At 74.8% G+C, this 20,955-nt stretch carries 21 protein-coding genes; 12 read left to right on the top strand and 9 right to left on the bottom strand.

Features of this window, described 5'->3' with window-relative positions; translation table 11 throughout:
• Positions 1 to 219: 219 nt before the first annotated feature.
• A complete protein-coding gene (locus NF338_RS01665; RefSeq protein ID WP_264029178.1) occupies positions 220 to 660 on the bottom strand; it encodes a MarR family winged helix-turn-helix transcriptional regulator in 441 nt (146 codons plus the stop codon).
• Between the two features lie 90 nt (positions 661 to 750).
• Here NF338_RS01665 and NF338_RS01660 point away from each other — a divergent pair, with 90 nt between their 5' ends.
• From NF338_RS01660 to NF338_RS01650, 3 genes are read left to right on the top strand one after another with little or no spacing between them, the layout of a single operon-like run.
• Entirely contained in the window at positions 751 to 1,440 is a 690-nt protein-coding gene (locus tag NF338_RS01660) for a maleylpyruvate isomerase family mycothiol-dependent enzyme (protein ID WP_264029177.1), read from the top strand.
• On the top strand, positions 1,437 to 1,814 hold the full coding sequence (locus tag NF338_RS01655; RefSeq protein ID WP_087470256.1) for a DUF1304 family protein: 378 nt from the start codon (positions 1,437 to 1,439) through the stop codon (positions 1,812 to 1,814). Before NF338_RS01660 ends, NF338_RS01655 begins: the two co-directional genes overlap by 4 nt.
• 37 nt (positions 1,815 to 1,851) lie before the next feature.
• The gene (locus NF338_RS01650) at positions 1,852 to 2,901 is read left to right on the top strand and encodes an arginase family protein (protein ID WP_264029176.1); all 1,050 of its coding nucleotides are present in this window, start codon (positions 1,852 to 1,854) and stop codon (positions 2,899 to 2,901) included.
• Between the two features lie 33 nt (positions 2,902 to 2,934).
• Here the strand turns inward: NF338_RS01650 and hutI are convergent, their stop codons facing one another.
• The 6 genes from hutI to NF338_RS01620 form a co-directional block, all read right to left on the bottom strand.
• The gene (hutI, locus tag NF338_RS01645) at positions 2,935 to 4,323 is read right to left on the bottom strand and encodes an imidazolonepropionase (RefSeq protein ID WP_264029175.1); all 1,389 of its coding nucleotides are present in this window, start codon (positions 4,321 to 4,323) and stop codon (positions 2,935 to 2,937) included.
• On the bottom strand, positions 4,323 to 5,996 hold the full coding sequence (gene hutU / locus NF338_RS01640) for a urocanate hydratase (protein ID WP_264029174.1): 1,674 nt from the start codon (positions 5,994 to 5,996) through the stop codon (positions 4,323 to 4,325). The genes hutI and hutU overlap by 1 nt, the downstream gene beginning before the upstream one ends.
• A 33-nt stretch (positions 5,997 to 6,029) precedes the next feature.
• A complete protein-coding gene (hutH, locus tag NF338_RS01635; protein ID WP_264029173.1) occupies positions 6,030 to 7,667 on the bottom strand; it encodes a histidine ammonia-lyase in 1,638 nt (545 codons plus the stop codon).
• A 189-nt stretch (positions 7,668 to 7,856) separates the two neighbouring features.
• Positions 7,857 to 10,241, bottom strand: coding sequence for an excinuclease ABC subunit UvrA (locus NF338_RS01630; RefSeq protein ID WP_264029172.1), 2,385 nt, complete (start codon positions 10,239 to 10,241; stop codon positions 7,857 to 7,859).
• Between the two features lie 187 nt (positions 10,242 to 10,428).
• Positions 10,429 to 10,902: a nitroreductase family deazaflavin-dependent oxidoreductase gene (locus NF338_RS01625; RefSeq protein ID WP_264029171.1), complete on the bottom strand. Its 474-nt coding sequence runs from the start codon at positions 10,900 to 10,902 to the stop codon at positions 10,429 to 10,431.
• Positions 10,903 to 11,012: 110 nt separating this feature from the next.
• Positions 11,013 to 11,303 (bottom strand): hypothetical protein, encoded by a 291-nt coding sequence (locus NF338_RS01620; RefSeq protein WP_047231033.1) that lies wholly within the window; start codon positions 11,301 to 11,303, stop codon positions 11,013 to 11,015.
• A gap of 130 nt (positions 11,304 to 11,433) precedes the next feature.
• Here NF338_RS01620 and NF338_RS01615 point away from each other — a divergent pair, with 130 nt between their 5' ends.
• Positions 11,434 to 12,354 (top strand): LysR family transcriptional regulator, encoded by a 921-nt coding sequence (locus NF338_RS01615; protein WP_204538211.1) that lies wholly within the window; start codon positions 11,434 to 11,436, stop codon positions 12,352 to 12,354.
• 6 nt (positions 12,355 to 12,360) lie between these two features.
• Here the strand turns inward: NF338_RS01615 and NF338_RS01610 are convergent, their stop codons facing one another.
• Positions 12,361 to 12,771 (bottom strand): VOC family protein, encoded by a 411-nt coding sequence (locus NF338_RS01610; RefSeq protein ID WP_047231031.1) that lies wholly within the window; start codon positions 12,769 to 12,771, stop codon positions 12,361 to 12,363.
• Between the two features lie 10 nt (positions 12,772 to 12,781).
• Positions 12,782 to 13,315, bottom strand: coding sequence for a helix-turn-helix transcriptional regulator (locus NF338_RS01605; protein ID WP_264029170.1), 534 nt, complete (start codon positions 13,313 to 13,315; stop codon positions 12,782 to 12,784).
• Positions 13,316 to 13,349: 34 nt separating this feature from the next.
• Between NF338_RS01605 and NF338_RS01600 the strand changes: the two genes are divergently transcribed.
• The 8 genes from NF338_RS01600 (at position 13,350) to NF338_RS01565 (ending at position 20,925) form a co-directional block, all read left to right on the top strand.
• Positions 13,350 to 14,111, top strand: coding sequence for an IclR family transcriptional regulator (locus NF338_RS01600; RefSeq protein ID WP_264029169.1), 762 nt, complete (start codon positions 13,350 to 13,352; stop codon positions 14,109 to 14,111).
• Positions 14,112 to 14,238: 127 nt separating this feature from the next.
• Positions 14,239 to 15,171, top strand: a complete 933-nt coding sequence (locus tag NF338_RS01595; protein WP_318782936.1) for a metal ABC transporter substrate-binding protein — start codon at positions 14,239 to 14,241, stop codon at positions 15,169 to 15,171.
• A complete protein-coding gene (locus NF338_RS01590) occupies positions 15,168 to 15,932 on the top strand; it encodes a metal ABC transporter ATP-binding protein (RefSeq protein WP_264029168.1) in 765 nt (254 codons plus the stop codon). The genes NF338_RS01595 and NF338_RS01590 overlap by 4 nt, the downstream gene beginning before the upstream one ends.
• The gene (locus tag NF338_RS01585) at positions 15,929 to 16,801 is read left to right on the top strand and encodes a metal ABC transporter permease (protein ID WP_264029167.1); all 873 of its coding nucleotides are present in this window, start codon (positions 15,929 to 15,931) and stop codon (positions 16,799 to 16,801) included. The genes NF338_RS01590 and NF338_RS01585 overlap by 4 nt, the downstream gene beginning before the upstream one ends.
• Before the next feature lie 136 nt (positions 16,802 to 16,937).
• Entirely contained in the window at positions 16,938 to 17,438 is a 501-nt protein-coding gene (locus NF338_RS01580; protein WP_087470265.1) for a hypothetical protein, read from the top strand.
• A 66-nt stretch (positions 17,439 to 17,504) separates the two neighbouring features.
• Positions 17,505 to 19,154: a bifunctional phosphatase PAP2/diacylglycerol kinase family protein gene (locus NF338_RS01575; RefSeq protein WP_264029166.1), complete on the top strand. Its 1,650-nt coding sequence runs from the start codon at positions 17,505 to 17,507 to the stop codon at positions 19,152 to 19,154.
• A gap of 168 nt (positions 19,155 to 19,322) precedes the next feature.
• Positions 19,323 to 19,625 carry a hypothetical protein gene (locus NF338_RS01570; protein ID WP_204538222.1) on the top strand — a complete coding sequence of 101 codons (303 nt, stop codon included), beginning with the start codon at positions 19,323 to 19,325 and terminating at the stop codon, positions 19,623 to 19,625.
• A gap of 205 nt (positions 19,626 to 19,830) precedes the next feature.
• Entirely contained in the window at positions 19,831 to 20,925 is a 1,095-nt protein-coding gene (locus NF338_RS01565; RefSeq protein ID WP_264029165.1) for an LLM class flavin-dependent oxidoreductase, read from the top strand.
• Positions 20,926 to 20,955: the final 30 nt, after the last annotated feature.

Raw genomic sequence — 20,955 nt, 5'->3', positions numbered from 1 at the left:
CGAGGATGCCCGTGTCAGCCGACGAAACCCGACCGTACCTTCGGGATCTACTTTTGTCGACGTTTAGTCGAAAGATGCGTGTCGTGGATCTTTGTTATGCACGCTTGCTATGCACAAGTGGAGTCGCACGCCGGCCAGTCGCTCAGGAAAGGGTGCGGGCGCTGCGCCCCGCGCCTGACGCCGGCGCCAGCGCCAGCGCCAGCCGCCGAGTCGTTCGAGCTAGGCCCAGGGGTCGGTGATCTCGCGCAGGCGCGCGAGCTGACGCCGCAGGGACGCCATGCCGCGGACCCCGAGGTGCGCGGTCCACTCCGCCTCGACCCGCGCGAGCTCCGCCGCGGCGACGCGCGACGCCGCCTCGCCCCGGGCAGTCACGCGCACGAGGCGGGCCCGGCGATCGGCAGGGTCGGGGACGCGCTCGACGTATCCGGCGGCCTCGAGCTGGTCGACGAGGAACCCCGCGGTCTGCTTGGTGATCTCCGCCGCCTCGGCGAGCTCCGTGAGGCGCGTGCCGTGCGGCCCGACCCGCTGGAACACGCGGAGCTGCGCGGGCGTCGCGTCGTCGAACCCCGCGTCCCGGACCGCGGTGTAGACCCGCAGCTCGAGCGCGCGGTAGGGGATGAACAGGAGCAGCCCGGTGTTGAGCTCGTCCTGCTCGCTCACGGGCGCCTCCTCGGGTGTGCGGGGGTTGACCATCGTCAGTCCGACTGACTAAAGTAGTCAGATCATCGTATCAGTTCTGGAGGCGCTCCCATGAGTGCACCCGACTACTGGATGACGGAGGACGACGTGTGGGCGGCCGTCGCGACCGCCCGGGCCTCCTTCGTGGACCTCGTCGCCGGTCTCGACCCTGCCGACTGGGGGCGCCCCAGCCTGTGCACGGGATGGCGCGTGCACGACGTCGCCGCGCACCTCACCCTCGCCCCCACCTCCTCGCGCGCGGCGCTCGCCCGGGGGCTCCTCACGGCGCTCGCCCGCGGCCGCACGAGCTTCGACGGGATGATGGACCTGCTCACGCGCGAGGCCGGGACGCGACCTCGCGAAGAGCTCCTCGCGGCGCTGCGGGCCTCCGTCGGGTCGCGTCGCCTCGCCCCCGGGACGACCCCGCACGTCGCGCTCGTCGACGCGCTCGTCCACACGCAGGACGTCGCCGTCGCGCTCGGGCTCGACGTCCCCGCCCCGCCCGTCGCGGCCCGGGAGGCGGCCGAGCGCGTGTGGGCCGTCTCCTTCCCCTTCCGCGCCCGACGACGGCTCGCCGGGTTCCGCCTCGTCGCCGCCGACGTGCCCTGGCGGCGCGGCGAGGGCCAGCAGGTGACCGGGTCCATGACGGCCCTGCTCCTGCTGCTCACCGGGCGACCCGCGGCCCTCGCCCACCTGGACGGTGACGGTGCACGCCGCCTCGCCCGCTCGTTCGCGCCGCACGACCGGGAGGAGCTCCCATGAGCACGCTCGCCCAGGTCCTCGCCGTCGCCGCCGGCGTGCTGCACGTCGGCGTCGGGGTCGTCGAGGCCTTCTTCTTCCACCGGCCCTGGGCCCAGCAGTTCCTGCTGCGCACGCGGTCCTCGCCGCGCGAGGTCACGCTGTGGGCGTTCAACGTCGCGTTCTACAACATGTTCCTCGGCGCCGGGACGGTGCTCGGGGTCGTGCTCGCCGCGAACGGCCTCGTCGACGAGGGGCGGACCCTCGTCCTGTACACCGCGGGCTTCATGACCCTCGGCGGGATCGTGCTGTGGATCTCCGACCACCGCCTGTGGACCGGGACCCTGGGGCAGTCCGGGTTCGGGCTCGCAACGCTCGTCGCGACGCTCGCGTCCTGACGGGTCCCGCCGCCCGGGGCGTTGCTACGGTCGAGGCGTGAGCAGCGCCGCGCAGACCCTGTCCCACGACCCGTCCTGGCCCCGGGCGGGCGACTGGCCCCCGCCCGGCGGGGACGCCCACGTCGACGTCGCGATCCTCGGCGTCCCGGCCTGGCGCACGTCGCTCTCCCCCACCGGCGCGCACGCGACGCCCGCCGCCGTGCGCGACGCGCTGCGCCGGTTCAGCCCCGCCCTCGCTCCCGACCGTCCCCTGCCCGACGGCGGAGCCTCCGCCCGCGTGCGGCCCGCCGCGACGACCGGACAGACCGCGGAGGGGAACGGTGGGACCGGGCGCGGGACGACGTCGGACCGCAGCGGGCCCGTCGACCTCGCGGACCTCGCGTTCGCGGACCTCGGCGACGTCGACGAGCCCGACGGTGAGGAGGGCGAGGCGCGGACGCGCGCGGCGGTCCGCTCGGCCCTGGACCGCGCGCGCCTGCTCGTCGCGCTCGGCGGCGACAACTCCGTGACCGTCGCGACGGCTCTCGGGGCGTGGGGCGACGACCTCGGCAGCGCCGGACTCGTCACCCTCGACGCCCACCACGACCTGCGCGACGGCGTCTCGAACGGGTCGCCCGTGCGGCGGCTGGTCGAGGCAGGGCTCGACCCGGCGCGGGTCGTGCAGGTCGGGATCGCGGACTTCGCGAACTCCGCCGCGTACGCGCGCCGGGCGGTCGAGCTCGGGATCACGGTCGTGCACGTCGACGAGCTGCGCCGGCGCGGCCCGGAGGACGTCATGCGGGCAGCGCTCGAGATCGCCGGTTCCGCGGGCGGGCCGGTGCACCTCGACGTCGACGTCGACGTGTGCGACCGGTCCGTCGCCCCCGGGTGCCCGGCGAGCGTCCCCGGCGGCATCGCGGCGTGGGAGCTCCGCGCCCTGGTCCGCGCGGCGGCCCGTGACGACCGCGTGCGGTCCGCCGACGTCGTCGAGGTCGACGCCACCGCCGACGCCCCGGACGGCCGCACCGTCCGCCTCGCCGCCCTCTGCGTCCTCGAGCTCGCCGCCGGCCTCGCCCTCCGCGAGGTAGAGCGTCCGGTCGCGACGTAGAACGCGGCGAGCTCTCTCTCGTGACCGGAGGCTCTATCTCGGCGGGAGGCGGACGCCGTCCTGCCAGACCGCGGCGACGAGCGGGACGCCCGGGCGGTAGGCGAGGTGCACGCGGCTCGGGGCGTCGAGCAGCACGACGTCGGCCCGGGCGCCGGGGGCGAGGTGCCCGACGTCGTCGCGACGCAGCGCGAGGGCACCGCCCGCGGTCGCGGACCAGACGGCCTCGGCGACCGTCATGCGCATCTCGCGGACCGCGAGCGCGACGCACAGCGGCATCGACGACGTGTAGCTCGACCCGGGGTTGCAGTCGCTCGCGAGCGCGACGACGGCGCCCGCGTCGAGGAGGCGCCGCGCGTCGGGGTAGGGCTGGCGCGTGGAGAACTCGACCCCGGGGAGCAGGGTGGCCACGGTCCCGACGACCGCCCCCGACGCCGCCCCGGTCCCGGGCGCTGCGTCCGGGGCGGCCCCCGACCACGAGCCCGCGAGCGCCTCGACGTCGTCGTCGGCGAGGTAGGTGCAGTGGTCGACGGCGGCCGCACCGAGCTCGACGGCGAGGCGCACGCCTTCCCCCGGCCCGAGCTGGTTCGCGTGCACGCGCACGCCGAGGCCCGCGGCGGAACCGGCGTCGAGGACGCGGCGCGCCTGCTCGGGCATGAACGCGCCCGTCTCGCAGAACACGTCGACCCACCGCGCGTGGGGCGCGCACGCGGCGAGCATCTCGCCGCACACCAGGTCGACGTACTCGTCGGCCCGGCCCGCGTACTCCACCGGCACGACGTGCGCCCCGAGGAACGTCACCTCCGGGGTGACCTCGCGCGCGAGCCGCACGGCGCGCGCCTCGTCGGTGACGGTGAGCCCGTAGCCGCTCTTCACCTCGACCGTGGTCGTGCCCTGGCGGGCGGCCTCGTCGAGGTGCCGGGTCAGTCCGGCCCGGAGCTCGTCGTCGGACGCCGCGCGCGTCGCGGCGACGGTCGAGCGGATGCCGCCGGCCTCGTACCGGCGGCCCGCCATGCGCGCCTCGAACTCGGCGGCGCGGTCGCCCGCGAACACGAGGTGCGTGTGCGAGTCGACGAACCCCGGGAGCACGGCACGCCGGCCAGCGTCGACGGTGACGTCGGGCTCGCGCCCGCCCAGCGCGTGCCCGACGGCGTTGCGCGCCTCCCGCGCCGGCCCCGCCCAGGCGACGCGGCCGCCGTCGAGCAGCACGACGGCGTCCGTCACCAGCCCGGTCGGGTCGCCCTCACGCGTCCCCGGCCCGCCGGGCACGTTGGTCGTCAGCTCCCCGATCCCGACGAGGAGCGTCGACCCACTCGCCGAAGCGGGGCCGACGGTCCACCCGGACGCCGTCGAACCCGGGGTCTCTCCCCAGGATCGGCCGTCCGTGAGGAACGATCCCGGGTTCGGCAGCGGGGGGTGACCCATCAGGACTCCCGCGTCGGGACGCGGAGACCGTTCCGCTCGGCCGTGGCCATCGCGTCGTCGTAGCCCGCGTCGACGTGGCGCAGCACGCCGAGGCCAGGGTCGTTCGACAGCACGCGCGCGAGCTTGGCCGCGGCGAGCGGCGTGCCGTCCGCGACGGACACCTGGCCCGCGTGGATCGAGCGGCCCATGCCGACGCCGCCTCCGTGGTGGATCGACACCCACGTCGCGCCCGACGACGCGGCGGTGAGGGCGTTGAGCAGCGGCCAGTCGGCGATCGCGTCGGAGCCGTCGGCCATGGCCTCGGTCTCGCGGTACGGGGACGCGACGGACCCGGCGTCGAGGTGGTCGCGGCCGATGACGACCGGCGCGCGCACCGCGCCCGACGCCACGAGGTCGTTGAACGCGAGGCCCGCACGGTCGCGCTCGCCGTGCCCGAGCCAGCAGATGCGCGCGGGCAGGCCCTGGAACGCGACCCGCTCCTGGGCGGCACGGATCCAGCGGTGGAGGTGGTCGTCGTCGAACAGGTCGAGCACGGCGGCGTCGGTCGCGGCGATGTCGCGCGGGTCGCCCGAGAGCGCGGCCCACCGGAACGGGCCCTTGCCCTGCGCGAACAGCGGCCGGATGTACGCGGGCACGAACCCCGGGAAGTCGAACGCGCGGTCGTACCCGCCGCGGCGCGCCTCGTCGCGGATCGAGTTGCCGTAGTCGAACACCTCGGCGCCCGCGTCGAGGAACCCGACCATCCCCTCGACGTGCCGCGCCATGGACTCGCGCGCGCGGTCGGTGAACTCGTCGGGCTTCGCCGCCGAATAGTCGGCCCAGTCGGCGACGTCCACCCCGAGCGGGAGGTAGGACAGCGGGTCGTGCGCCGACGTCTGGTCCGTGACGACGTCGATCTCCACGCCCCGGCGCAGCAGCTCCGGCACGACCGCCGCGCTGTTCCCCTTGACCCCCACCGACAGCGCCCGGCGCTCGCGCCGCGCGTCCTCGACGAGCCGGACCGCGGCGTCGAGGTCGTCGGCGACGACGTCGAGGTACCGCTCCCGGACCCGGCGGTCGAGGCGCGACCGGTCGACGTCGACCACGAGGCACGCGCCGCCGTTGAGGGTCACCGCGAGCGGCTGCGCGCCGCCCATGCCGCCGCACCCGCCGGTGAGGGTGAGCGTCCCGGCCAGCGTCCCCCCGAACCGCTTGGCCGCAACGGCCGCGAGCGTCTCGTACGTGCCCTGGAGGATGCCCTGCGCGCCGATGTAGATCCACGACCCGGCCGTCATCTGCCCGTACATCGTCAACCCCATCGCCTCGAGCCGCCGGAACTCGGGCCACGTCGCCCAGTCCCCCACGAGGTTCGAGTTCGCGAGCAGCACGCGCGGCGCCCACTCGTGCGTCCGCAGCACCCCCACGGGCTTGCCGGACTGCACGAGGAGCGTCTCGTCGTCGGCGAGCGTCGTGAGCGTGCGGACGATCGCGTGGTAGCTCGGCCAGTCCCGCGCCGCGCGGCCCGTGCCGCCGTAGACCACGAGGTCGTCGGGACGCTCCGCGACCTCCGGGTCGAGGTTGTTCATGAGCATCCGCAGCGGCGCCTCGGTCTGCCACGACCGCGCGGTGAGGGTCGTGCCGCGCGGCGCGCGGACGGGGACGGGGGTGCCGAGTCGGTGGGGCTCGTGGGTCATGGTCGTCTCGCTCCTTCGGGGGCGGGCGGGAGGTCAGGCCAGGTACCCGACGGCGCCGCTCGCCGCCGCGGCCACGGCACCGGTGGTGACGAGGTGGGTCACGGCCTCGATGTCGGGCGACAGGTAGCGGTCCGGTCCGGGACCGTCGACGACGGTGCGCACGAGGTCGCGCACGGCGCCCGTCCCCCGCGCGGGGTGCAGGGACCCGCCGTCGCAGCGCAGGTCGAGCGCGCGCGTCGCGGTGAGCAGCTCGATCGCGACGACGCGGCCGAGGCCGTCGACGGCGCGGCGGAGCTTGCGCGCCCCGGCCCAGCCCATCGAGACGTGGTCCTCCTGCATGGCCGACGACGGGATCGAGTCGACGCTCGACGGCACCGCGAGCCGCTTGAGCTCCGAGACGATCCCCGCGGCCGTGTACTGCGCGATCATCAGACCCGAGTCGACGCCGGGGTCGTCGGCGAGGAACGGCGGCAGGCCCTCGTTGCGGGCCTTGTCGAGGAACCGGTCGGTGCGGCGCTCGCTCATGCTCGCGACGTCCGCCGCCGCGATGGCGACGAAGTCGAGCACGTACGCGACCGGGGCGCCGTGGAAGTTGCCGTTCGACTCGACGCGGCCGTCCACGGTGACGACCGGGTTGTCGATCGCCGCCGCGAGCTCCCGGCGCGCGACGGCGGCCGCGTGGTCGAGCGTGTCGCGCGCGGCGCCGTGCACCTGGGGCGCGCACCGCAGCGAGTACGCGTCCTGCACGCGCGTGCACTCGGGTCGCCCCTCGGCGTCGAGCGTGCGGTGGCTCGCCACGACGGGCGAGCCGTCGAGCAGCGCGCGCAGGTTCGCGGCCGACGCCGCCTGGCCGGGGTGCGGGCGCAGAGCGATGAGGTCCGCCGCGAACGGCGCGTCCGAGCCGAGCAGCGCCTCGACGCTCGCCGCCGCCGCGACGTCGGCCGTCGTGAGCAGGGACCGCAGGTCGTGCAGCGCGAGCGCGAGCATGCCGAGCATGCCGTCGGTGCCGTTGATGAGCGCGAGGCCCTCCTTCTCACGCAGGGCGAGCGGGGAGATCCCGGCGGCGGCGAGCGCGTCGGCGGCCGGCGCGAGGGCGCCCGTCGCGTCCCGGACCTCGCCCTCGCCCAGCGCGGCGAGCGCCACGTGCGCGAGCGGCGCGAGGTCGCCCGAGCAGCCGAGCGACCCGAACTCGCGCACCACGGGCGTGATCCCGGCGTCGAGCATCGCGGCGTACGTCTGCGCGACGACGGGGCGCGCCCCGGTCCGCCCGGTCGCCAGGGTCGCGAGCCGCAGGAGCTGCAGCGCCCGCACGACCTCGCGCTCGACCTCGGGCCCGGCACCCGCGGCATGGGAACGCACGAGGGAGAGCTGGAGCTGCGCGCGCCGCTCGACCGGGATGTGCCGCCGGGCGAGCGCGCCGAACCCGGTCGAGACGCCGTAGTGCGGGCGGTCGTCGTCCGCGAGCCCCTCGACGACGGCCCGGCTCGCGGCCATCGCCTCGACCGCGGCGTCGGCGAGCCGCACGCGCGCGCCGTGCCGCGCGACGTCGACCACGTCGTCGATCGTCAGCGGACCGTCGCCCACCACGACCACGCGCGCGGCGCGGGCCGGGTCCGTGGCGAGGGCCGCCGTCGCGCCGGGGACTGCCGGGGAGTGCGTCGTCGCTGCCATGCCCCCAGGACACACCGCCGCGCGTCGCGCGGGCAGGCCGCCGACCGAGGTTCAGTCTGGTATCCCAGACTCGCGCTCCAGCCGTGCCGACCGACCACGACGCCGACCCGACCCTGCTCCGGGTCGAGAACGAGGTTGCTGTCGTTATCGGGCTGATAACGACAGCAACCTCGTGTTCGGGGAGACGGGTCAGGCGCCCACGTACGCTGCTAGGTGCTCGGCCGTGAGGGTCGACCTCGCCGCGACGAGGTCGGCCGGGGTGCCCTCGAAGACGACGCGACCGCCGTCGTGGCCGGCGCCCGGGCCGAGGTCGATGATCCAGTCCGCGTGCGCCATGACCGCCTGGTGGTGCTCGATGACGATGACGGACTTGCCCGCGTCGACGATCCGGTCGAGCAGGCCGAGGAGGTTCTGCACGTCGGCGAGGTGCAGGCCCGTCGTCGGCTCGTCGAGGACGATGACGCCGCCCTTGTCGCCGAGGTGCGTGGCGAGCTTGAGGCGCTGGCGCTCGCCGCCGGACAGCGTGGTGAGCGGCTGGCCGAGGCTCACGTACCCGAGGCCGACGTCGTCGAGCCGCTCGAGGATCGCCTTCGCCGCCGGGACCTTGGCCTCGCCCGACGAGAAGAACTCGCGGGCCTTCGAGACCGGCAGGTCGAGCACGTCGGCGATGTTCAGCCCGCCGAGCGTGTAGTCGAGCACCGCGGCCTGGAACCGGCGGCCCCCGCAGTCCTCGCAGGGGGTCGAGACGGTCTCCATGAAGCCGAGCTCGGTGTAGATGACGCCCGCGCCCTTGCACTCGGGGCACGCGCCCTCGGAGTTCGCGCTGAACAGCGCGGGCTTGACGCCGTTGGCCTTCGCGAACGCCTTGCGGATCGGCTCCAGCAGGCCCGTGTACGTCGCGGGGTTGCTGCGGCGCGAGCCCCGCACGGCGCCCTGGTCGATCGTCACGACGTCCTCGCGCCGCGACACCGACCCCTCGACGAGCGAGCTCTTGCCCGACCCCGCCACCCCGGTCAGGACCACGAGCACGCCGAGCGGGATGTCGACGTCCACGTCCTGGAGGTTGTGCGCGTCCGCGCCGCGGACCTCCAGCGCGCCCGACGGCGTCCGCACCGCGTCCTTGAGCGTCGCCCGGTCGTCGAGGTGGCGGCCGGTCACGGTATCGCTCGCCCGGAGCCCGTCGACCGTGCCCTCGAACGTCACGGTGCCGCCGGCCGTCCCCGCGCCGGGTCCCAGGTCGACGACGTGGTCCGCGACGACGATCGTCTCCGGCTTGTGCTCGACGACGAGCACCGTGTTGCCCTTGTCTCGCAGCTGGAGCAGGAGGCCGTTCATGCGGTCGATGTCGTGCGGGTGCAGGCCGATGGTCGGCTCGTCGAAGACGTAGGTGACGTCCGTGAGCGACGAGCCCAGGTGGCGCAGCATCTTGATGCGCTGCGACTCGCCGCCCGACAGCGTGCCCGACGGCCGGTCGAGGCTGAGGTAGCCCAGCCCGAGCTCGACGAACGACGCGAGGTTCTCGCCGAGCGCGTTGACGACGGGCGCCATGTTCGGGTCGTCGAGGTCGCGGATCCAGGCGGCGAGGTCGGTGATCTGCATCGCGCACAGGTCGGCGATGTTGACGCCGCGGATCTTCGAGGAGCGCGCCGACTCCGACAGGCGCGTGCCACCGCAGTCGGGGCACGGCGCGAACGTCGCCGCGCGCTCGACGAACGCGCGGACGTGCGGCTGGAGCGAGTCCACGTCCTTGGAGAACATCGACTTCTGGATCTTGGGGATCAGGCCCTCGTACGTGAGGTTGATGCCCGCCGCCTTGATCTTGGTGGGCTCCTTGTAGAGGAAGTCCTGGAGCTGCTTCTCGGTGAACTCGCGGACCGGCTTGTCGCCCGGGAAGAACCCGGACTCGACGAACCCCCGCACCATCCAGCCGTCGGCCGTGTACCCCGGGACCTTGATCGCGCCGTCGAGCAGGGACTTCGAGTCGTCGAAGATCTCCGTGAGGTCGAGGTCGGACACCGACCCGCGGCCCTCGCACCGCGGGCACATCCCGCCGTGGTAGATCGCGTTGCGGACGATCGTCTTCTCACCCGTTGCCGACGTCATGATGCCGCTCGCCTTGCGCGCGGGGATGTTGAACGAGAACGCCGTGGGCGGCCCCACCTGCGGCTCGCCGAACCGGCTGAAGAGCACCCGCAGGATCGCGTTGGCGTCGGTCACCGTGCCCACGGTGGACCGCGGGTTCGCGCCCAGGCGCTCCTGGTCCACGACGATCGCCGTCGTGAGCCCCTCGAGGACGTCGACGTCGGGGCGGTCGAGCGTGGGCATGAAGCCCTGGAGGAACGCCGGGTACGTCTCGTTGATGAGGCGCTGCGACTCTGCCGCGACCGTGTCGAACACGAGCGAGCTCTTGCCGGAGCCGGAGACACCCGTGAACACCGTGAGGCGCCGCTTGGGGATCTCGACGCTCACGTCCTGGAGGTTGTTCGACCGCGCCCCCTGGACCCGGATGACGTCGTGCGCGTCGGGGTCCTGGGGTACCGAGGCCTGCGTCTGCGTCGTCGTTGCCGTGCTCATCGTGTCTCCTCGTCGTCGTGCCTCGTCGCGCGGCCCCCGCTGATCCGGTGGACGGGCCGGTCGACGGCGCCGGCCGCCCGGCCTTCGCAGCCCGGTGAAAGTCTGCCCGAGCAGTGGTCGGTTCGGCGCGTGGTCTCTCCCGCGCCGCGCGGCCGCCCCGTGTCAGGACCGTCCCCGCGCGCGCGACTCATCGCGGCGTGAGCCGCACGAGCGGGTACTGCCGCTCGGCCTTGCTCTGGTACTTGGCGATCCGCGGCTGCGCCGTCGCGACGCGCTGCCACGCGCGCTCCCGGTCCGCGCCGTCGAGCTCGTGCGGCACCGCGGGGACGGGCGTCCTCCCGGGCAGCTCGATCGCGACGTCGCCGGGGTGCGCCGCGAGGTTGGCGTGCCAGTCCGGGTTGCGGCTGCCGCCCCCGGAGGCGACCACGAGGACGGCGTCGCCCTCGTCCGGCAGCCACATGAGCGGCGTCTCGCGCGGCGCGCCGCTGCGGCGGCCGACCGTGTGCAGCACGAGGACGTCCATCCCCATGAACGTGGCCTTGCCGCCACGGACCTTGCGGACCAGCCGCGCGTTCGAGCGGCGCTGCATCCAGCGCGAGAACCGTCCCGGCGTGCCCGGGGCGCGCCCCGCGCCGTTCGTCGTGCGTCCTTCGGTGCTCATCGTCCTGCTCCTCCTGCGTCGGTCCAGCCGTGCCCTGAGTGCCGCGTCGGTCGCGGCCCGCCCGTCTGCGCCGTCGTCCCCGCCGTGGTGACCGGGGACGACGGCGGTCCTCACCGCTCGTCGAGCACCTCGCCGTCGAGCGCCTCGTGGTCGGTGGTGAGGCCGAGCGTCGCCCCGACGAGCGGGACGTCGCGCGCGGCCTGCGCCGCCGTCTGCATCGCGGCGGCCGAGTCCCACCGCCAGATGTCGAGGTACGACCCGTCCTCCAGCCGGACGAGCGTGGCCGCGGTGAACGCGGGGTTCGCCGCGCGCAGCCCCTGGATCAGCGCGCTGCGCTGCTCGAGCATCTGGGCCAGCCGGCCCGTCTCCACCGTGTACCGGTGCGTCCTGACGACGGCCATGGTCGTCTCCTCTCGGTCCGCCGGCGCCTCTCGCCGTGCCCTTCCAGGCTCGGGCCGCGCGGTCGCGCGAACAACGGCCGATCCGGCAACGGTGGTTGCGCGCGGGGTTAACGAACGCGACGATCGTCAGGTGGAGCTGCGCGACATCGAGATCTTCCTGACGCTCGCCGAGGAGCTGCACTTCGGACGCACGGCGGAGCGCCTGCACGTGTCCGCGCCCCGGGTGAGCCAGGCGATCGCCAAGCAGGAGCGCCGGATCGGCGCGCCCCTGTTCGAGCGCACCAGCCGGCGCGTCACGCTCACGCCCCTCGGGGAGCAGCTCCGCGCCGACCTCGAGGCCGGGTACCGCCGGATCCTCGAGGGCGTCGAGTCCGCCGCGAGCACCGCGCGGGCCGCGCGCGAGACCCTGACGTTCGGCGTCATGGGGCCGCTGTGGCAGGAGCTCGCCCCCGTCACGGCGCTGTTCCGCGCCCGCAACCCGCACGTCGACCTGCGCATGCGCGAGGTCCGCATCGACGAGCCCTTCCGCCTGCTGCGCGACGGCGAGGTCGACGTCGCGCTCCTGTGGCTGCCCGTCGAGGAGAAGGACCTCGCGGTGGGCCCGGTGACGTTCACCGAGCCGATCGTGCTCGCCGTCGGGCGGACGCACCCGCTCGCCACGCGCTCGTCGGTGTCCGTCGCGGAGCTGGCCGACGAGAACGTCCTCCCGTCCGGGCTGCCCGTCCCCGACTACTGGGAGGACGCCGTCAGCCCCGTCCCCCGCAGCGAGCCCGACCGCGGCGGCACCGCCCCGACGCGCGAGGAGGTGCTGTGGCGCGTCATGTCCGGCGACGGCGTCGCCGTCGCGTGCGCCCAGGGCATCCGCTACCTGGAGCGCTCCGACGTGGCTTACGTGCCGCTCGACGAGCGGCCCGTGCTGCGCTGGGGTCTCGTCCGGCGCGCCGGGCCGATCCCCCCGCTCGTCGCCGAGTTCTCGCAGGTCGCGGCCGAGCTCGGGCCGCTCGCGCTCACGTTCGACCTCGAGGCCGCGGGGTCGAGCGGCCGGGTCTGACGGCCCTCAGCGGCGCTGCTGGATCCGGATCTCGTTGCCCGCCGGGTCGCGGAACGCGCAGTCGCGCACGCCGTAGGGCTGGTCGATCGGCTCCTGCACGACCTCTGCGCCCGCCGCCTCGATCCGCGCGAACGTCTCGTCGACGTCCGCCGTCGCGAGGTTCACGCCGAAGTAGGCGCCCTTCGCGACGATCTCCAGGAGCGCGCGCTTGTCGTCGTCGCTGAGGCCGGGCGTCGCGGCCGGCGGGTGCAGCACGATCGCGGTGTCCGGCTGGTCGGCCGGGCCCACGGTGATCCACCGCATGCCCTCGTAGCCGACGTCGTTGCGGATCTCGAAGCCGAGGACGTCGCGGTAGAAGGCCAGCGAGGCGTCGGGGTCGGTCTGGGGCAGGAAGCTGGAGTTGATGGTGAGGTTCATGGGAACGACGCTAGGACGCGCGCCCGGCCCGCGCTTCTCGATTCCTGACCGGTCGCGTGACGCGCCGCGCGACGCACGCCGGCATCCCGTCGAGGCGCTCCGCACCGGGGTCGGTGCCGGTCCCTTCGCCGCGTGAGGCGGCCGCCGCGGCCGTCCGGGACTCCACGGGCGCGGGAGACGCGGCGTCGGCCTCCGCCGCGCGGCGCCGGTAGACGCTCGGCGGTACGCCGACGAGCTCGGCGAACCGCGTGCTGAACGTTCCCAGCGACGAGCACCCCACGGCGAAGCAGACGTCCGTGACGCTCAGGTCGCCGCGCCGCAGCAGTGCCTTCGCGCGCTCGATGCGGCGCGTCATGAGGTACGCGTACACCGACTCCCCGTACGCGGCCTTGAACTCGCGGCTCAGGTGCCCGGCCGACACGTGCACGCCGGCCGCGAGCGCCGCGACGTCGAGCGGCTGCGCGTACTCGCGGTCGATCCGGTCCCGCACGCGCCGCAGCCGCGCGAGGTCGCGCAGGCGCTGGTCGTCGGGGAGGGTCGTCACGCCTCGATCGTGCCACGGCCCTACCGTGGACTCCATGCCGAGCGACGTCCCCGCCGCGCGCCAGGCCGTCCGCGTGCTCACCTACCTCGCCGCGCAGGCCGGCCCGTCGCCCGCGGCCGCCGTCGCGCAGGGCCTCGGGCTTCCCCGCTCGACCGTCTACCACCTGCTGTCCGTCCTCGTGGACGAGGGGTTCGTGACGCACCTCCCCGAGGAGCACCGGTACGGGCTCGGCACGGCGTCGCTCGCGCTCGGGTCGGCGTACGCGCGGCAGGCGCCGCTCGCCCGGCTCGCGCGGCCCGTCGTCGCGCGCCTCGTCGAGTCGACCGGCGAGAGCGCGCACCTCGCCGTCCTCAACGGACGCGAGGTCCTCTACCTCGTCGAGCAGCGCGCACCGCGCCGCCCCACGCTCGTGACCGACGTCGACGTCCGCCTCCCCGCCCATCTCACCGCGAGCGGGCGCGCCGTCCTCGCCGGCCTGCCCGCCGCCCAGGTCCGCGCCCTGTTCCCCAGCGCCGCCGCGTTCGCCGACCGCACCGGGGTCGGACCGCAGTCCCTCGGCGCCCTGCGCGAGATCTTGCGCGGCGTCCGACAGCGCGGCTGGGCCGAGGAGGACGGCGAGGTCACGCCTGGTCTCGCGTCCGTCGCCCATGCGGCGGTGGACCACACCAGCCTCCCCGTCGCGGGCATCGCCCTCACGTTCTGGGCCGACGACGCCCCGCCCGCCCGCCGCGCCGAGCTCGCCGCCGCCGTCGGCCGCGCCGCCACCGAGGTCAGCCGCCGCCTCGGCGCGAGGTAGAGGGCTCTACCTCGGCAGTCGGGTGCACTCGTGGGTGGCACGGGCGTTGCGTTCACTGGACTCCCGGACTAGATTTTTCGGTGTGCCGAACTTTACTTCCCGGGCTACCGGAGGATCCCTCGTTCGCGTGGCCGTCGCGGCCGGGGTGGCCGCGCTCGCCGTCGCGGGGTGCTCGGCCGGGACCGACGCCGGGGGCGGGGCTTCCGTCGACGACGGGCGGCCCGTCGTCCTGACGACGTTCACCGTGCTCGCGGACATGGCGCAGAACGTCGCGGGCGACCACCTGCGCGTCGAGTCGATCACCAAGGTGGGCGCGGAGATCCACGGCTACGAGCCGACGCCGGGCGACCTGCGCAGGGCGTCGGACGCGGACCTGATCCTCGACAACGGCATGGGGCTCGAGGCGTGGTTCGGGCGGTTCGTCGACGGGCTGGACGTGCCGCACGTCGTCGTCAGCGAGGGCGTCGACCCGATCGCACTGGGCGATGACACGGCCGCGGAGTACCAGGGCAAGGACAACCCGCACGCGTGGATGTCGCCCGTCAACGGTCAGCTCTACGCGCAGAACATGGCCGACGCGTTCGCCGAGCTCGACCCGGCGCACGCGGACGACTACGCGGCGAACGCCGCGGCGTACGCGGCCGAGCTCGCGGCAGTCCACGGCGAGCTGACCGACGCGCTCGACACGCTCCCCGAGGGCCACCGCGCGCTCGTCTCGTGCGAGGGCGCGTTCTCCTACCTCGCGCGCGACGCGGGCCTCGCCGAGCAGTACCTGTGGGCGGTCAACGCGGAGCAGCAGGCGACGCCGCGGTCCGTGGTCGGCGCGATCGAGTTCGTCGAGGAGCACGACGTCCCGGCCGTGTTCTGCGAGTCCACCGTCTCGGACAAGGCGATGCGGCAGGTGGCCCTGGAGTCCGGGGCGGCGTTCGGCGGCACGCTCTACGTCGACTCGCTCTCGGAGCCCGGCGGACCCGTGCCGACGTACCTCGACCTCCTGCGGCACGACACGGAGACCATCGTCGCGGGCCTCGCCGGGACCACCGCGGGCGGTGACGCGTGAGCGCGGGCGAGCGGGCGCCGTCGGGCACGCCCGCGATCGACGTGCGCGACCTCACGGTCCACTACGGCGACGTGCTCGCGCTCGACGGCGCGACCCTCGCCCTGGGGTCGGCGGGCGGGCCGGGCACCGTGTGCGGGCTCGTGGGCATGAACGGGTCGGGCAAGTCGACGCTGTTCAAGGCGGTCATGGGTATGGTCCGCCCGGACCGCGGCACCGTCCTGGTCGACGGCGCGCCGCCCGCGCGCGCCCGGCGCGCCCAGGCCGTCGGGTACGTCCCGCAGAGCGAGGACGTCGACTGGGCGTTCCCGCTGAGCGTGCGCGACGTCGTCATGACCGGCCGCTATGGCTACCAGGGGTTCACGCGGCGCACGCGCCCCGCCGACCGGGAGGCCGTCGCGCACGCGCTGGAGCGCGTCGAGCTGACCGACCTCGCGGACCGGCAGATCGGCGCGCTCTCGGGCGGGCAGCGCAAGCGCGCGTTCGTCGCGCGCGGCCTCGCGCAGGGGGCGACGATCCTGCTGCTCGACGAGCCGTTCGCGGGCGTCGACAAGCGCACCGAAGCGACGATCACCGCGCTGCTCCGCGAGCTCGCGGCGGGCGGGGCGACCGTGCTCGTCTCGACCCACGACCTGCACGCCCTGCCCGAGCTCGCGGACGAGGCGGTGCTGCTCCAGCGGCGCGTCCTGCTGCACTCGACACCGGACGAGGTCCTGCGGCCCGAGAACCTCGCGCTCGCGTTCGGCGTGGAGGTGGCCCCGTGACCGACCTCCTCGCCACCCTCCTGGAGCCCCTATCGTTCGAGTTCCTGCGCACCGCGCTCGCGGTCACGGTGACCGCCGGGATCGTGTGCGGCGTGCTGTCGTGCTGGCTCGTGCTCGTGGGCTGGTCCCTCATGGGCGACGCCGTCTCGCACGCGGTCCTGCCCGGCGTCGTGCTCGCGTACGTGGTCGGGGCGCCGTTCGCGCTCGGCGCGCTGGTGTTCGGGCTGCTCGCGGTCCTGCTCATCGGCGCGGTCCGGGACACGAGCCGCGTGAAGGAGGACGCGGCGATCGGGGTCGTGTTCACGACGCTGTTCGCGCTGGGCCTCGTGCTCATCTCCGTCACGCCGAGCCAGACGGACCTCAACCACATCCTGTTCGGCAACCTCCTCGGGGTGTCGCGGGCCGACCTTGCGCAGGTGCTGGCCCTCGGCGCGGTGACGCTCGCGGTCGTCGTGCTCAAGCGGCGCGACCTCACGCTCTACGCGTTCGACCCGACGCACGCGCACGCGATCGGCCTGTCCCCGCGGCGGCTCGGCGCGCTGCTCCTCGGCCTGCTCGCATTGACGGTCGTCGTCGCGCTCCAGGCGGTCGGGGTCGTGCTCGTGGTCGCGCTGCTCATCACGCCCGGCGCGACGGCCTACCTGCTCACCGACCGGTTCTCGCGGATGCTGTGGCTCTCGCCGCTCGTCGCGGCGGTGTGCGGGGTCGTCGGGATCTACGTGAGCTACTACCTCGACACGGCCTCGGGCGGCACGGTCGTGGTCGCCTTGGGCGTCGCGTTCGCCCTCGCGTACCTGTTCAGCCCGCGCCACGGCCTGATCGGGACCCGCGTCGCCGCCGCACGACGCCGGCGCCTCGTCCGGGTCTGACCCTCCGCCCGCCGGGGGCCGCGGACCGTTCCGGACGTCGGGCGACGTGTCGCCCACGTGCGCTGTGTGCGAAATCTCCATGAATTCGCCCACGATTCCCTGGCTCTTCTCAGGTTCGACCGGGAGACTAGGTGCCATGTCAGCGAGGACGAGCGAGCCCACGACGCCGCAGCGCACGCGCACGTCTGCCCGGTTCGCCGCGGCGAGCCTGCTCGCGCTGGCCATGATGCTCCCGATGTGCGCGACGGCCACCGCCGCCGAGGTCCAGCAGCTCATCGCCGACGCGCAGGTCCAGACCGAGACGATCGGTGACGACCTCGACCGGGTCCACGCCCAGCTCCCCGCCCTCCACCCCGTGCTCCGCAACGACGTGCTCGACGCCGTCGAGTCGGTCCAGGCGGCGACGGACGAGGCGCGTTCCGCGCTCGACCGCGCGACCGACGGCGACGAGGCCGCCGACGGCCGGGCCGCCGTCGCGCTGGCGGACGCGCAGGTCGCGCTCGACGCGGCGTCCGCGCAGCTCCGGTACGCGACGGACCTCGCCCACGACGCGGGCGAGGGTGTCGCCGTCGCGCTGGAGCGGCTGCAGGCCCACATCGACGTGCTCCGCGGCGAGACGAGCCGCGCCGGGGTCTGACCCCGCCTCCTCGCAGAGCCCGGCCGCCGCCGCGCGGTCCGTCGCGACGCTTCCTACGATGGCGGGATGCCGCGCGTCACCGGGATCGTCAAGCCGCACGAGGCGTTCCCCGGGATCGCGCGGCTCGATCGTGCCGTCAACGACTGGACCAACCGTCGCGCGCTCGGCCCCCTCGCGGACGCCGCGCTGTCGCGGCTCTCGACCGCGGCCGACCACAGCGTGCTGTGGGCCGGGGCTGCCCTGGGGATCGCCGCGACGGGCCGGCGCGGGCGCGAGGCGGCGCTGCGTGGCTACGGCTCGCTGCTCGTCTCGAGCCTGCTGGCCAACGTCGTCGGCAAGACCGTGTTCGGCGGCGAGCGCCCCTCGCTCGAACCGCTCCCGCTGTGGCGCCGGCTCGCCGACCCGCCGACGTCGCCGTCGTTCCCGTCCGGCCACTCGGCGTCCGCGGCGGCGTTCGTCACGGGTGTCGCGACCGTGTGGCCCACGCTGGGCCTCGCCCTCGCACCGCTCGCGGGCGCGGTCATGTACTCGCGCCTCCACACCGGGTCCCACTGGTTCTCGGACGTCGCCGCGGGCGCCGCGCTCGGAGCGGGGGTCGCCCTCGTGGGTCGTGCGCTCGTGCCCGGCCGGGCCGAGCGCGGCCCCGACGTCCCCGCCGGGCCGCCCGCCGTCGTCCCCGCGCTCGACGACGGGGTGGGGCTGTTCGTCGTGGTCAACCCGGCCGCGGGGTCGGGGCGCATGCTCAAGGAGGACCCGCTCGTCGCGCTGCGCGAGGGCCTGCCGCGCGCCGTCGTGCACCTGCTCGGCGAGGACGACGACCTGCGCCGTCTGTTCGACGACGCCGCCGTGGACGGTGCCCGCGCCCTCGGCATCAGCGGCGGCGACGGCACCGTCTCCACGGCCGCGGCGGCGGCCCGCGCGCACGACCTCCCGCTCGCGGTGTTCCCCGGCGGCACGCTGAACCACTTCGCGCGCGCGGCCGACCTCACCTCCATGGGCGCGACCGTCGCCGCCGTCCGCACCGGCTCGGGCGTGACGATCGACGTCGCGGACCTCGAGGTCGACGGGGACGACGGCCCGCCGCGAACCGTGCTCAACACCTTCTCGGCAGGCGTCTACCCGGAGCTCGTCACGGAGCGCGAGAAGCACGAGCACCGCCTCGGCAAGTGGCCGGCGGCGGTGCTCGCCGCGGCGCGGGTCCTGCGGCGCGCGCACCGCGTGCGGATGGAGGTGGACGGGCACGAAGGCGAGTACTGGTCGCTGTTCGCGGGCGTCAACCGCTACTACCCGCAGAGCCTCGCCCCGGTCGAGCGGCGCCGGCTGGACGACGGCGTGCTCGACGTCCGCACGGCCCGCGCCGAGCGGCGCGCGAGCCGGCTGCGCACGTTCCTCGAGGTCGCGGCGGGCGACACCGGGACCCGCGTCGCGCGCCGGGTGCCCGGCGTGCGACGGCACCTCGTGGTCGACGCGACGGCCGTCCCGACGCTCGAGCTGCGGTTCCCCTCCCGGGGCGCCGTGGTCGGCCCGGACGGATCACCCGTGCCCGACGGAGGGGCCTCGCGCGAGGCTGCCGGGCCGCCGCCCGTGGTGCTCGCGCACGACGGCGAGACCCTCGCGCTCGACGGCGCCGGGAGCGGCGACGCGGTCACCGTCCGTCTCACGATGCGGCCCGGCGCTGTGCGGATCTACGCGCCACGCGACCCCACCGCCGGGTAGGACGTCACGCCTATCCCTTTTGTCACGCTTTCACGGACATCGGGGAGAACTCCCCCTGTTCAGACACACACGACATGGCCCACAATGAGCCCCGCACGCGCGCGGACGGCCCGTCCGCGCCGCCACCGGACCCGGCCACGTCGGCCCACCCCAGAAAGCAGAAGAACCATGGCCCAGCAGTACCCCGCCGCCCCGCAGGCCCCCGCCGGCTACGCCGCCCCGATCGAGGACCCGGGCAAGACCCTGGGCATCGTCGGCTTCGTGCTCGCGTTCGTCTTCGCCATCGCGGGCATCGTCGTCAGCGCGATCGCGCGCAAGAAGAGCAAGGAGGCGGGCTTCGACAACCAGCTCGCCAAGTGGGGCCTCATCCTCAGCATCATCTTCACGGTGCTGGGTGCCATCGGGACGATCATCTACATCGTCGCTATCGCCGCGCTCGTCGCGAACGGCGCCGTGACCTCGACGTACTGACGTCGCCGCGCCGCCAGCCGGCGCCCCGTCCGACGGCCGTCGTCCCACCCGGGACGGCGGCCGTCGTCGTGCTCGGGGTGTGCCGCACGCGACCGCGACCGGTCGCGGAAGATCCTGCGGCCGGGCACGGTTGAGACGGCGCACGACCGCGCCGCCGGTGAGCCCCACCGGTCCCCCGACGGTCGCCCGACCGCAGGAGCAGACGATGACCGACGACACGAGCACCCCGACCACCCCGGCGAGCGCCCCTGTCGGCCCGCCGGACCCCGCGACCGTCGAGCTGGGCCTCGACACGTTCGGCGACGTCACCTCCGACGCGGACGGCGCCCTGCTCAGCGGGGCGCGCACGATCCGCGACGTCGTCGAGGAGGCGGAGCTCGCGGACCAGGTCGGTGTCGACTTCTTCGGCGTCGGCGAGCACCACCGCGCGGACTTCGCGATCAGTGCGCCGGAGGTCGTGCTCGCGGGGATCGCGACGCGGACGTCGCGGATCCGCCTCGGCTCCGCGGTGACCGTGCTCAGCTCGGACGACCCGGTGCGGGTCTTCGAGCGGTTCTCGACGCTCGACGCGCTGTCCGGCGGGCGCGCGGAGGTCATCCTCGGGCGCGGGTCGTTCATCGAGTCGTTCCCGCTGTTCGGGTACGACCTCAGCGACTACGAGGTGCTGTTCGAGGAGAAGCTCGACCTGTTCGTCCACCTGCTCGACGAGGGCCCGGTCACGTGGTCGGGCACGACGCGCGCCGGGCTGGCCGACCAGGAGGTCTGGCCCAAGACGGAGGGCGGGCGCCTGCGCACGTGGGTCGGCGTGGGCGGGTCGCCGGAGTCGGTGGTCCGGACGGCGCGGCACGGGCTCGGTCTCATGCTCGCGATCATCGGCGGCGAGCCCGAGCGGTTCCGGCCCTACGTGGACCTCTACCACCGCGCCGTCGAGGAGCTCGGCAACCCGGTGCTGCCGGTCGGCGTGCACTCCCCCGGCCACGTCGCCGAGACCGACGAGCAGGCGCAGGAGGAGGTCTACGAGCACTTCGCGGCGATGAACAACCGCATCGGCCGCGAGCGCGGCTGGCCCGCGTACCACCGCGGGCGCTTCGCCCACGACGTGCGCGACGGCTCGCTCTACGTCGGCTCGCCCGAGACCGTCGCGCGCAAGATCGCCCGCACGGTCCGGCTCCTCGGCGCGGGCCGGTTCGACCTCAAGTACTCGACCGGCACGCTCCCCCACTCGGCCATGCTGCGCAGCATCGAGCTCTACGGCACACAGGTCATCCCCCGCGTCCGCGAGCTCCTCGCGGAGTCCTGAGCCGCCCGGCCCCGGCCCCGCCCGCCGTCG

It is taken from the genome of Cellulosimicrobium sp. SH8 (genome assembly GCF_025818875.1).
In the GTDB taxonomy this organism is placed as follows: Bacteria; Actinomycetota; Actinomycetes; order Actinomycetales; family Cellulomonadaceae; genus Cellulosimicrobium; species Cellulosimicrobium cellulans_D.
Note: the sequence above shows the minus strand (reverse complement) of the source record. Positions and strands in the feature narration are given on the sequence as shown.

Excerpts from the sequence above, each read along its gene's own strand:
- NF338_RS01625 (WP_264029171.1), bottom strand. The coding sequence starts at position 10,902 with ATGAGCACCGAAGGACGCACGACGAACGGCGCGGGGCGCGCCCCGGGC.
- NF338_RS01660 (WP_264029177.1), top strand. The coding sequence starts at position 751 with ATGAGTGCACCCGACTACTGGATGACGGAGGACGACGTGTGGGCGGCC.
- hutH (WP_264029173.1), bottom strand. The coding sequence starts at position 7,667 with ATGGCAGCGACGACGCACTCCCCGGCAGTCCCCGGCGCGACGGCGGCC.
- NF338_RS01565 (WP_264029165.1), top strand. The coding sequence starts at position 19,831 with ATGACCGACGACACGAGCACCCCGACCACCCCGGCGAGCGCCCCTGTC.
- NF338_RS01580 (WP_087470265.1), top strand. The coding sequence starts at position 16,938 with ATGTCAGCGAGGACGAGCGAGCCCACGACGCCGCAGCGCACGCGCACG.
- hutI (WP_264029175.1), bottom strand. The coding sequence starts at position 4,323 with ATGGGTCACCCCCCGCTGCCGAACCCGGGATCGTTCCTCACGGACGGC.
- NF338_RS01620 (WP_047231033.1), bottom strand. The coding sequence starts at position 11,303 with ATGGCCGTCGTCAGGACGCACCGGTACACGGTGGAGACGGGCCGGCTG.
- NF338_RS01630 (WP_264029172.1), bottom strand. The coding sequence starts at position 10,241 with ATGAGCACGGCAACGACGACGCAGACGCAGGCCTCGGTACCCCAGGAC.
- NF338_RS01575 (WP_264029166.1), top strand. The coding sequence starts at position 17,505 with ATGCCGCGCGTCACCGGGATCGTCAAGCCGCACGAGGCGTTCCCCGGG.
- NF338_RS01655 (WP_087470256.1), top strand. The coding sequence starts at position 1,437 with ATGAGCACGCTCGCCCAGGTCCTCGCCGTCGCCGCCGGCGTGCTGCAC.
- NF338_RS01570 (WP_204538222.1), top strand. The coding sequence starts at position 19,323 with ATGGCCCAGCAGTACCCCGCCGCCCCGCAGGCCCCCGCCGGCTACGCC.
- NF338_RS01600 (WP_264029169.1), top strand. The coding sequence starts at position 13,350 with ATGCCGAGCGACGTCCCCGCCGCGCGCCAGGCCGTCCGCGTGCTCACC.
- NF338_RS01610 (WP_047231031.1), bottom strand. The coding sequence starts at position 12,771 with ATGAACCTCACCATCAACTCCAGCTTCCTGCCCCAGACCGACCCCGAC.
- hutU (WP_264029174.1), bottom strand. The coding sequence starts at position 5,996 with ATGACCCACGAGCCCCACCGACTCGGCACCCCCGTCCCCGTCCGCGCG.